The 11,415-nt window shown below is 65.8% G+C and carries 11 protein-coding genes; 7 read left to right on the forward strand and 4 right to left on the reverse strand.

Annotation, left to right across the window (positions count from 1 at the left end):
- Entirely contained in the window at positions 1-540 is a 540-nt protein-coding gene (locus ACIBCN_RS39450) for a MarR family winged helix-turn-helix transcriptional regulator (protein ID WP_396997328.1), read from the reverse strand.
- A 75-nt stretch (positions 541-615) separates the two neighbouring features.
- Between ACIBCN_RS39450 and ACIBCN_RS39455 the strand changes: the two genes are divergently transcribed.
- From ACIBCN_RS39455 to ACIBCN_RS39465, 3 genes are all read left to right on the forward strand, one after another.
- Positions 616-1,335, forward strand: coding sequence for an SDR family NAD(P)-dependent oxidoreductase (locus ACIBCN_RS39455; protein WP_396997330.1), 720 nt, complete (start codon positions 616-618; stop codon positions 1,333-1,335).
- A gap of 134 nt (positions 1,336-1,469) precedes the next feature.
- Positions 1,470-2,402, forward strand: coding sequence for a family 2A encapsulin nanocompartment shell protein (locus ACIBCN_RS39460; RefSeq protein ID WP_396997331.1), 933 nt, complete (start codon positions 1,470-1,472; stop codon positions 2,400-2,402).
- A complete protein-coding gene (locus ACIBCN_RS39465) occupies positions 2,374-4,407 on the forward strand; it encodes a family 2A encapsulin nanocompartment cargo protein cysteine desulfurase (protein ID WP_396997333.1) in 2,034 nt (677 codons plus the stop codon). The genes ACIBCN_RS39460 and ACIBCN_RS39465 overlap by 29 nt, the downstream gene beginning before the upstream one ends.
- A 36-nt stretch (positions 4,408-4,443) precedes the next feature.
- Here the strand turns inward: ACIBCN_RS39465 and ACIBCN_RS39470 are convergent, their stop codons facing one another.
- Positions 4,444-5,448, reverse strand: coding sequence for a polysaccharide deacetylase family protein (locus tag ACIBCN_RS39470; protein ID WP_396997334.1), 1,005 nt, complete (start codon positions 5,446-5,448; stop codon positions 4,444-4,446).
- Positions 5,449-5,667: 219 nt separating this feature from the next.
- Here ACIBCN_RS39470 and ACIBCN_RS39475 point away from each other — a divergent pair, with 219 nt between their 5' ends.
- Positions 5,668-7,161, forward strand: a complete 1,494-nt coding sequence (locus ACIBCN_RS39475) for a putative glycoside hydrolase (RefSeq protein ID WP_396997335.1) — start codon at positions 5,668-5,670, stop codon at positions 7,159-7,161.
- Between the two features lie 34 nt (positions 7,162-7,195).
- On the opposite strand, the gene ACIBCN_RS39480 is transcribed toward ACIBCN_RS39475, so the two are convergent.
- Positions 7,196-8,413, reverse strand: coding sequence for a hypothetical protein (locus ACIBCN_RS39480; protein WP_396997337.1), 1,218 nt, complete (start codon positions 8,411-8,413; stop codon positions 7,196-7,198).
- 118 nt (positions 8,414-8,531) lie between these two features.
- Here ACIBCN_RS39480 and ACIBCN_RS39485 point away from each other — a divergent pair, with 118 nt between their 5' ends.
- Complete coding sequence (locus ACIBCN_RS39485; protein WP_396997339.1) at positions 8,532-9,014, forward strand: cation:proton antiporter regulatory subunit; 483 nt, start codon at positions 8,532-8,534, stop codon at positions 9,012-9,014.
- An 11-nt stretch (positions 9,015-9,025) separates the two neighbouring features.
- Here the strand turns inward: ACIBCN_RS39485 and ACIBCN_RS39490 are convergent, their stop codons facing one another.
- Entirely contained in the window at positions 9,026-9,742 is a 717-nt protein-coding gene (locus tag ACIBCN_RS39490) for an SDR family NAD(P)-dependent oxidoreductase (protein WP_396997341.1), read from the reverse strand.
- 88 nt (positions 9,743-9,830) lie between these two features.
- Between ACIBCN_RS39490 and ACIBCN_RS39495 the strand changes: the two genes are divergently transcribed.
- Both ACIBCN_RS39495 and ACIBCN_RS39500 read left to right on the forward strand, forming a co-directional pair.
- Complete coding sequence (locus ACIBCN_RS39495; protein WP_396997342.1) at positions 9,831-10,397, forward strand: TetR/AcrR family transcriptional regulator; 567 nt, start codon at positions 9,831-9,833, stop codon at positions 10,395-10,397.
- A gap of 10 nt (positions 10,398-10,407) precedes the next feature.
- Entirely contained in the window at positions 10,408-11,193 is a 786-nt protein-coding gene (locus ACIBCN_RS39500) for an alpha/beta fold hydrolase (RefSeq protein WP_396997343.1), read from the forward strand.
- Positions 11,194-11,415 lie beyond the last annotated feature (222 nt).

Consider the following 11,415-nt stretch of genomic DNA (forward strand, 5'->3'; position numbering starts at 1 on the left):
TCAGGTATCTGCCGAACCGACCTGGATGATCTTGCCCAGCCCGAGGCGCGACATCAGGTCCTGATGCAGGATGCGGAGCAGGTCGGTCAGGTTGGCCTGCTGCTCGGCGGTCAGACTGGAGAGCAGGTCGAGCTCGCGGCCGAGCACTTGGTCGACCAGTCGTTCAACCACCGCGTGCCCGGCCGGAGTGAGCGCGACGACCACGCCACGCGAACCGTCGTCGAGGGTCGTCCTGGTGACCAGGCCCTCCGCTTCGGCGCGGGCAACCCGCTGGGAGATCGCCCCTGCGGTAAGCATGGTGCGTTCTTTGAGTTCGCGGGTGGTCAATCGGTATGGCGAGCCGCTGCGGCGCAGCACGCTCAGTAGGTCGAGGGTGGCCGCGTCGGCGCCCTCGGCGGCGAGCACCCGCCGTCGGTCGTCGCCAAAGGCCTTGGCCAGATGCCATATTCGCGTCACGACGCCGATGCCATCGACCGGAGTGCCCGGCCGTTCGCGGAGCCACGCCAGCGCGATAGCGTCCACCGGATCGTTGTCGTCCATGCCACTCCTCGGTTGCGTTTAGACCTAAATGAAGTCTATGTTTAGGTCTAAATGTACTCGATGAGGGAGACCGACATGGGACGGAACATCGTAGTGACCGGCGGAGCCACCGGAATCGGCCGGGCGATCGCGCGCATTTTCGCGGCCGAGGGCGATTCGGTGGTGATCACCGGCCGTCGGGCCGAGCCGCTACACGCGACAGCCGCGGAACTCGGCGTCACGGCACGCGTCTGCGACGCCACCGATCCGGCGCAGATCGAAGCACTGGTCGACCAACTCCCCCGCGAGATCGACGTGCTGGTCAACAACGCCGGCGGCAACACCGACTTCGACTCGGCGGCACCGGCCGACCTGAAGAGTCTGGCCGAAGCCTGGCGGGCCAACTTGGACGCCAATTTGATCAGCGCGGTGTTGATGACCACGGCACTGTGCGACCGACTGGCCAGCACGGGCGCTGTGGTAAACATCGGCTCGATCGCCGCGGACAAGGGCGCGGGCGCCTACGGCGCGGCCAAGGCCGGGCTCGCCTCATGGAACACGCAACTGTCCGCAGAACTCGGACCGCGCGGCATCACCGCGAATGTCGTTGCCCCCGGCTACATCTCCGACACCGAGTTCTTCCGCGACAAGTTGACCGACCAGCGCCGCGAATCGCTCATCGCCGCGACCCACACCCGCCGGCCCGGTGTTCCCGAAGATATCGCCGCCGCCGTGCACTACCTCGCCTCCCCGGCGGCCCGGCAGGTCACCGGTCAGGTGCTGGCGGTCAATGGCGGAGAACGCACCACTCGGTAACCGGATCCGGCACCGATAATCCGCCGCGGCGCGCGGGGCAAGGCGGGCAATAGGGGCGATCCGGGCAAGTCGGGAGCCAGGGGCTAGCATGGGCGAGCTGGTAACGGTGGATTTGCCGATCCCAAGGTGGTTCGATGACAAAAGCTGTTCCACGGCCGGTGGCGCTGGGCGATGAAGCTGCCCGGACACTCGCCAATGCAACGAAGACCGTTCCGCAGATGGAGTCGATCACCCCACGGTGGTTGGTTCATCTGTTGAACTGGGTGCCCGTCGAGGCCGGTATCTACCGGCGTAACCGGGTCACGCATGAACAAACCGTCGATATTCAGTGCGACAACTTCGACGAGTCTCCACTGCCGGAGACATTTATCGACTACGAGCGAGACCCGCGCGAGTACCGACTCAAGGCCGTGCACACCATTCTCGATGTGCACACCCGCGTCTCGGATCTGTATTCGAGCCCGCACGATCAGATTGCTCAACAGTTGCGGTTGACCATCGAGGCAATCAAGGAGCACCAAGAGGGCGAGCTGATCAACAGCCCGGACTACGGTCTCATCGCGAATGCCACGAAGAAGCAACGACTCTCGACAATCGCCGGCCCGCCGACACCGGACGACCTCGACAATTTGATCACCAAGGTCTGGAAAGAGCCGGGCTTCTTCCTCACCCACCCGCAGGGCATCGCGGCGTTCGGCAGGGAATGCACCCGGCGCGGTGTGCCGCCGCCGACCGTGAGCATGTTCGGGTCGCAGTTCCTGACCTGGCGTGGGATTCCCATTATCCCGTCGGACAAGGTCCCGGTGGAACGCGGGAAGACCAAGTTCGTGCTGATCCGCACCGGCGAAGCCCGTCAGGGCGTGGTCGGGCTGTATCAGCCGGGACTGGCCGGTGAACAGGGACCGGGCCTCTCGGTGAAGTTCATGGGTATTGATCGCAGCGCGATCGCGTCATATCTGGTGTCGCTGTACTGCTCGCTGGCGATTCTGACCGACGATGCGGTGGCAGTGCTCGACGGAGCCGAGGTGGGCAAGTTCCATGACTACGCACCGACCTACCGGAGCTGACATCGCACGCCCAGGCGACGAGGGCGGCGCCGAGTGGCCGCTGCCGGACGAGGCGACGCTCAATCGCCTTGCCGGAGCGTTCTTCTCGGCGCTGCCGTCGGGTTCGGCGGGTCCGCCCGCCGCACCGGCAGGCCTGAGCGTGGCGCAGCCGGATATGCCGACGTCGCCGCCGAATGTGCCGGTGCCTTCACCGGTGCCTGCGGCGACGGCGGCCGGTGCACCGGGGTTTGCCGGTGCGACACATCCTGGTGGACGTACGCCGGATGCGGCATCGTCGGGTGCGCAGGGCGTTTCGGCTACCACCCCACCGGGCGGCCGCACACCGGAGCCGTCAGTCCCTGGAGCGAGTACACCGGCGACCTCAGGTACCACGCCCCCCGGCGGCAGTACGCCAACCCCGTCGGTCCCCGGCGTCAATGGCACCGCACCTTCCGATAGCCGTACGACCTCATCTCCGGCACCATTAGGCGCACAAGCATTTTCGGGTACTACGCCACCAGGCGGCAGTACTCCCGCGCCGTCGGTACCCGGCTGGGGACGCGACGTGCCGATGGCCGATGCGGCGGGCCCACCCGCACACCAGCCGACGAGTACCGCTGGAATCCACAACGACCCGTTTCTCACAACACTGCCGTCGCTGCGCGGAGTGCTTTCCCCGCAACGCTTTCCCGATGCCGCGCCACAGCAGTCGTCTGCGGCGCCGAGCTTCTACTTCCTGAATTCGCCCGGCAATGCCGCGTCAACCGGCCCCGCCGCGTCGTACCGCGTCCCCGACGCACACCCGCCCTTCGACGTGCAGGCGGTGCGCAACGACTTCCCGATCCTGCGCGAGCGCGTGAACGGCCACCCGCTGGTGTGGTTCGACAACGCCGCGACGACCCAGAAACCACGTCCGGTGATCGACCGCATCGCCCATTTCTACGAGCACGAGAACTCCAATATCCACCGTGCCGCCCACGAATTGGCGGCGCGCTCCACCGACGCCTACGAGCAGGCCCGCGACATCGTGGCCCGGTTCATCGGCGCGTCGTCGGCGGAGGAGATCATCTTCGTCCGCGGCGCCACCGAGGGCATCAACCTGATCGCACAAACGTGGGGACGCAAGAACATTCGTGAGGGTGACGAGATCATCATCTCGCACCTCGAGCACCACGCGAATATCGTCCCTTGGCAGATGCTGGCCGCCGAGACCGGCGCGCAGTTGAAGGTCATTCCGGTCGACGACAACGGCGAACTGCTGCTGGGCGAATACACCAAGCTGCTTTCTGATCGAACGAAACTCGTTTCGGTGGCGCATGTTTCGAACGCACTCGGCACCATCACGCCGGTGCGCGAGATCGTCGCCGAGGCGCAGCGGGCCGGGGCGGTCACCCTCGTCGACGGCGCGCAATCGGTCCCGCACACCACCATCGACGTGCGCTCGATCGGCGCCGATTTCTTCGTGTTCTCCGGCCATAAGCTGTTCGGGCCCACTGGAATCGGCGTCGTCTACGGGAAATCCGAGATACTGCAAGACGTTCCGCCCTGGCAGGGCGGCGGCAACATGATCAGCGATGTGACCCTGGAGCGTTCGCTGTTCCAGCCGCCTCCCGGGCGTTTCGAGGCGGGCACCGGCAATATCGCCGACGCGGTCGGCCTCGGCGCGGCCATCGAATACGTCCAGCGCATCGGCATGGACGCGATCGCGCGCTACGAGCACGAACTGCTCGAGTACGCGACACCTCGGGTCGCAGCGGTACGCGGTATCCGCCTGGTGGGCACCGCCGCCGACAAAGCGAGCGTGCTGTCCTTCGTCATGGCCGGCTACGAGCCGATCGAAGTCGGAAAGGCGTTGAACGAGAAGGGCATCGCGGTTCGCGCCGGACATCATTGTGCCCAGCCGATTCTGCGTCGACTGGGCTTGGAGGCGACGGTGCGTCCGTCGTTCGCCTTCTACAACACCTGCGCGGAGATCGATCGGATGGTCGCCGTCCTCGAACAACTGGCCGCTAGTTCGCCGCGGTGAACGCGACGACCGGCAGAACCTGATCAAGCGGTTGCATCAGTACGACTTCGCCTGACCCGACCACCGTGGGTTCAACGTCCCGGATAAGCGTGCAGGGAAGGAGATCTGCTTTGGGTTGCCATCGGAGGTGTAGCGCTGCTCCGGGTTCGCCGCGAGCCGGTCGAGCCAGTAGGTGGAGTCGAAGTCGACCGCCGTTCTCCCCGAACGGATTCGGGGAACAGCCGTGGAATCGAGTTCGCCGTATTGCGAAGGCGCCGGCTCGGCACCGACCAGCAGCACCGACTCGAACGCGTAATTCGTGCCGTCCCAACTGCCCGCGGTGGCCAGGTTGCGGTCGGCCGGGGCAATGCCGAGCGGCAACGCCATCGTCCGCACTTGGCCCGGCGCCGCCGACACGATGGCGCGGACGTTGTCCGCCAGCTCGCGTTGGACGCCGGTGCTGTCCAACTGCGCGAGGTTCGCGTGGCTCGCGGTGTGCGCGCCGATCTCGTATCCGTGTGCGGCCAGCCACGATAGGGCTCGCGGATTGTCGCCGAACGGCTGGTTGTTGACGTAGAAGGTCGCGGTGGGCGCGAACTCCGGATGCTCGATCCGGAACTGTTCGAGGATGCCGACGGCGGTGTCGGGCGCGACCTTGCCGTCGTCGCTGACCGTGAGCTGGCTGAGGGTCGAGTCGTCGAAGGTGAGCACCACCGGATGGGTGCCCGCGGGCAGGTCGAAGGCGCCGGAGATGTAGGCCGACGTCGTCACCGGACGGTAGTTCTCGGCGAGGAGTCGATCGAGTTCGGCGCGGAATTTCTCTGGCGTCTGGTCGTATTCGCTGTCCGGCGCGGACGCCAGCTGGTGGTACATGAGGACAGGCACGACGCCGAGTTCGTTGGCACCGACCGCCCTCGGATCGGGCGCGGGGCTACTCGACGGTGGCGGGGTCGCCATCGCCGGCGGAGTGGCCGGGTCAGGCTCCGCGGCGCAGGACGCGGCGGCCGTGCACACCAGCACCGACAGGACAACTCGAACACCGATAGTCGCGTTCTTCGCCACCGCGCAAACAGTACGCGAGTGCGACCATTTCGTTGCGTAAGGAACTCGGGCAAAGTAGCGACGGGCGCGGGCCGAACCCGCGATAGTTGAGCGATATTCAGACGAAAGTTGGTGTGCGCGTTGCTAGAAAGACTAGGCGTTACAGGACACCGGCGGTTAGCGGCAGTCCTGGTTATCTCAGTCTTATCAATTCTTGTCGCTTCTGTAACCCTGAGCTGGGTGCGCACCGAACCCCGTGGATTGACCGTCACCGGTCTCCCGAACAGTCTGGTCGGCGCAAGCACCTTGTCCACCATGACTTTGCGCGTAGACGCGGGTGCATACGACCCCGGCGCCGTGCGACTCGAACTCGACGGCCAGCCGGTCACCGGCACGGTCGACGGCAGCACCGTCGCCTACCGGCCGGGGCCGCTGTCCGATGGCGAGCACAAGTTCACCGCCGAGATCCCGCCGAGCTTCCTCGGCTTCCTGCGCACTGGCCCGGGCGTGTCGAAGACCTTCACCGTCGACAACGAGGCGCCGGCCCTGGAGCTGACGCAGCCCACTGGCGTGACTTCTTACCGCCAGCCGGTTAACGTGCGCGGCAAGGCGAAAGACGCCGCACGTGTGTCCATCGGCACACAGTCGGTGACACCAGCCGACGACGGATCGTTCGAGATCATGATGCCGCGCGCGCAAACCGGCGCCCAGGTGGTCGCCGTGGACGCGGCGGGTAACGAGGCCGCACAGCCGATCACGGCGGCGATCGAGCAGCCACGGATCAAGGCGGTGCACGTGACCGCCTACGGATGGTCCGATGACGAACTCCGCGAGGACGTGCTGAACATGGCGCGCGATGGGCGCATCAATACGGTGCAGCTCGATATCAAGGACGAGGACGGCGTGGTCGGCTACGACTCCCAGGTGCCGCTCGCCCGCGAATCGGGTGCCGTCACGCCGATCTACGACGCTCGGGCGGCATTGCGGCAGTTGCACGACATGGGCATTCGAGTGGTTGGCCGGATCGTCGCGTTCCGGGACAAGACGATGGCCGAATGGGCTTGGCAGACAGGCCATCAGGACTGGGTCGTCCAAACACCTTCTGGTCAGCCGTATTCCAGCAGGTACGGCCCGATCGCCTTCACCAATTTCGCGAGCCCCGAAATACGCAGATACAACATCGATCTCGCGGTCGAGGCGGCCGAACTCGGCTTCGACGGTGTCATGTACGACTACATCCGGCGCCCGGACGGCGCGCTGTCGCAGATGCAGTTCCCCGGCTCGACCACCTCGCCCACCGTGTCGATCGCCGAATTCCTGCATGAGAGCCGCGATCCCGTGCGCGACGCGGGCGCCGAGCAGAGTGCCGCGGTGTTCGGCGTGGCCGCCACCCGGCCCGAAGAGATCGCCCAGGACATTCCCTTGATGGCCAAGTACGTCGATTACCTCGCGCCGATGCTGTATCCCTCGCATTGGAACGCCGGCGAATACGGTGTCGCCAACCCGAATTCGCAGCCCTACGACATCATTTTCCGCTCCTTGCACGACTTCCGCACCCAGACGCAGGGCACCGCCGCCAAGGTCGTCCCCTGGTTGCAGGACTTCAGCCTCGGCGTCAACTACGGTCCCGGTGAGGTCAGGGCCCAGATCGACGCCGCGAACGATGCCGGCGTGAACGGCTTCTTCCTGTGGAGCCCCACGGTGCGTTACCACCTCGCTGGGCCCTCGGACTGACCCAAGCTGCGGCACTGCGCCATCGCCGATCCGTCTACCGGACCGACAACAGGCGATCACGCAGTGCCGCAACAATTTCCCGATGGCTGTCGGTCAGCTCCGGCATGAGTAAGTCGACGCTCAGCCGACCTGCGAATCCGGTAATCACGAAAAATGGCGTCGCTTCAGGCGCGTCGGCCGGTATCGGCGCGTCGATATGGAACAGCGGCCAGAAGTCGTCCAGTTCGAGCGTGTCCGGGTGGCGAAGGGTAGGGATTTTGCCCCAGTTCGTCGCGAGTGCCGCAGCCGGAGCCTGTTGAAGTTCTTGCAGCACAGCGAATTTGCTACCGGCAGCCTGCACCGCGGCATGATGAATCCGTTGATCGGCCAGATCCGCGGCGAGCCGTGCGCCGATCGCCCGTGCGATATCCGCGAGATCGACGGAATCGCCCTCGGTGACGTATCGCCCGTAGCCCAAGATGTTCGTGCCCTCGGTGAAGGCCACCGGCGGCGAGACGCGCGACCGCAGCTCCACGAGGAAGGCGTAGGGCATCTCGGTCAGCGGCACATTGTGCACGTCCGCGATGGCGAGCAGGATGGCCGCGGAGACCAAGCTGTTGATCGTCGCGCCTTGCCGGTGGCCGAAGTCGACCAATGCCGCGGTCTGCTCCTCGTCGAGCCGGCAACGCAGAGACGACAGCGCGACGAGTTGGCGCTCGCCGTCCGGCGCGGGCGGTGCGTCGCCGGGCACGGCGGCTTCGGCTTCGACGGGAGCGATGCCGCGTTCGGCGTACAACGCCTCCAGCGACATCGGGTAAGCGTGCCGTTCCACTGACGGGACGCGCTTCCCCGCGACGAAATCGGTGTACAGGGACCATAACTCCGCCAACAACGCAAGCGAATGATGACCATCGGCAACGCTGTGGTGAACCAGCAGCGTCACATTCGCGCGATCACCTTCACGGACCACATGCAGCTCGCATACCGCCCGGGCGGCGTCCAGGTCGGTGTCATAGCGGACCGACGCGACCTCGCCGTCGAACACCCTGATCACCGGCGGCGCCGACGAGCCGACCAGCACCGCTCCCTGCGCATTGGCCACGAGATACGCGCCGAGGATGGGGTACGCACGACGCAGCGCGGCAAAGGCCTGCGACAACGCCACGATGCCAAGATGGCCACGCACGTGAACGGAGTATCCGACGAACAATCCCAGGCCGACATAAACGGCCTCGGTCGGCGCCAAGGGCCGAATCGTGTGTGTGGCAGTCATGGTGGGACTCCTCGCGGTAGCTGGCAGCTACCCCGAGGCTACAATATGAACGATCGTTCGGTTAGATTGAATGACCAGCATCACACCGCCGAGCAAACGACGCGGTTACGCTGAGGGAGTGAACGTTGAAGTGACGCGCCTGCCGGGCATCGGTGTGCGCAAAGACTTTCCGATCAAAGGCGTTCGCCGCCGGATCGGCGTTATCGATCACAAGGACGGCACGATCTACCTGATCGTCAGCAAGTCCGGCAATCCCGAAGCCACCGAACAGATTCCGCTATCGGCGTCGGAGGCGGCCGCGTTGGCCAACCTGCTCGGCGCACCCCAGCTGGTCGCACAGCTGCGTGCGGAACATCGCGAGTACGACGGCGTCAACACCCGGCAGTTCGCCATCCTCGGCGGCTCCCCGTACGACGACCGCCCGCTCGGCGAGACCGAGATGCGCACCCGGACAAGGGCTTCCATCGTCGCGATCATGCGAGGCGGGTCGGTGATCCCGTCACCCGGCCCGGACTTCACCTTCGCCGCGGGCGACCTGCTGGTGATCGTCGGAACCACCGAGGGACTCGACGCCGCCGCCGGCATCCTCACCGACGGCTGAGGCCGCCCTGGTCAGCCGCCGAAAAGATCGAACACCTCCTCGGCTCGGTCGCGGGTGCGGTACATGTCCCAGGCGGTGGCGGCGAGGTCGTCCGGATTCAGGGTGTGGCCAACCATCGAGCCGAAGCGGGCCGGATCGGCGGTGACCATTGTGTGGATGTCGCCGCGTTCGATCAGGCCGCCGATGGTGAGCGTGGCCGCGTAGACGCCGCGGTCAGCGAGGGCGGCGTTGAGGGTGACGGCGTAGTTGCGGAGAGCAGCCGAAGGCAGCGCCAGGTGGCCGAGCATGGGCATCGGGCGGACGCTGGACAGACCGCCCGCGAAGAGTAGCGCGCCAGTGCCTCTGGTCAGCATGGCAGGGAGGACCTCATGGACCATGTCGATGGCTGGCCAGACCCAGTCGAACGCGGATTGTGCTGTGCTGACGTCCATTTCGGTGAGCGGGATAGGTTGTTGCGTGGGGCCCGGCCCGTAGTAGGCGAGCCCGATGTCACCGCCACTTGCGATCTCGCCGAGGACGGACGTCAGGCGAGCCCGGTCGGTGATGTCAGCGGCGTAGGCGGCGGCGTCGATGCCTTGTGCGGCAAGCTCTTTCAGATAGCCCTCGTGACGCGCTCCGCCGCGCGAGATCAGCGCGACGCGGAATCCTTCGCTGCCGAAACGCCTGGCCATCGACATCCCCAGGCCTGGTCCGACGCCGACGATCACAGCGGTTGGCGTGGTGGACATGAATCTCCTTCCAAACATTGAGGGGACCCTCATTTTCAAAACCTAGCACGAAATCGAGGAGCCCCTCGATTTTTGTAAGATGGTCCACATGACCAAACCGATGCGCCGCGACGCGGCCCGCAATCGCGAGAAGCTGTTGCGGGAGGCGGCCGGCGTGTTCACCGAGCAGGGACTCGACGGGTCACTCGAGGAAATCGCACGGCGCGCCGGGGTCAGCATCGGCACGCTGTACAACCACTTCCCACACCGCGACGCGCTCATCGAGGCACTGCTACCCCCGCGCCTCGCCGCCATCGACGAATTCGCCGCCCAGGCCGCGGCCGAGCCTGATGCGTGGGCGGCGTTCAGCGGGTTCATCGAGGCACTGCTCGGCCAGATGACCACCGACCGCGGCTTGCTAGAGGCTTTCACCGGTGACCATCCCGCCGCCGCCCAGCTGACCGAGGCGTGCAATCGCGGGATGTCACACCTGTCGACGCTGCTCGCTCGCGCTCGCCAGGCAGGCGCGGTGCGCGCCGACGCGAGCGATGACGACGTGGTGCATCTGGTATGGGCACTGTCGCTGCTCGGCGAGGCGACCGGTTCGCCCGCGTGGCGTCGATGCCTGGAACTCGTCCTCGACGGCCTGCGCCCCACCCACCAACCGACCCGATAGGAACAGCACCGTGCCATATGCCAAGGCCGCCAACGGCGTTCGCCTCGCCTATCACACCGCAGGCGAAGGTGCTCCTCTACTGCTGCTCGCCGGGCAAGCCAACAATCACCACTGGTGGGACGGCATCCGGACGGACTTCGAGACCCGATATCGCACCGTCACACTCGACTGGCGCGGCACCGGGGACAGCGACAAACCCGACGAGCCATACAGCACAGTCGGATTCGCCGACGACGTGGTCGCGGTACTCGACGACCTCGGCATCGAGCAGGCGGCGGTATACGGCACGTCCATGGGCGGTCGCGTCGCACAATGGCTGGCCGCCCGCCATCCGGGGCGGGTGCACGCCCTGGTCCTCGGCTGCACCTCCCCCGGCGGTAAGCACAGCATCGAACGCGGTCCCGACATTCGGCAGTCGCTCATCCACCCCGACCCGGACGAGGCGCGACAGGCCCTGCTGGAACTCATGTACACCCCGGAGTGGTTGGCGCACAACACCGGTCCATACAACACCCTCGGCGATCCCGCCATGCCCGCCTATGCCAAGCGCCGCCATCTCATGGCCAGTAACAAGCACGACGCCTGGGATGTCCTGCCGGACATCACAACTCCCACCCTGATCGTGCACGGCACCGACGACCGGTTCAATCCCGCCGCGAACGCGCCCCTGCTCGCCGAACGCATCCCGCACGCGCGGATGCGGTTGATCCCGGGCGCCCGGCATGCCTACTTCGACGAATTCCGCGCCGTCGCGGGCCCGCTCGTGCTGGACTTCCTCGACGAAGCACACCCATAACCCGCGGCTCCCCTGCCGAACTAGCGGCGATTCCGCCGAAAGCCTTGACTCAGGCACGTTCCCAGAGTTACTATTCCTACAGAGGAAACATTCGACGTGGTTGTTACATGACCCCAAATATCGAATGCTTATTGTGCTGCGCCGAATCTGCGAGTAACTTGGGACGTTGCGCTGGCTGCCTCCTGTCCGACCACACCAACCCATTGTGTGAATCACCGTCAA

The organism is Nocardia sp. NPDC051052 (genome assembly GCF_044456045.1).
GTDB lineage: Bacteria > Actinomycetota > Actinomycetes > Mycobacteriales > Mycobacteriaceae > Nocardia.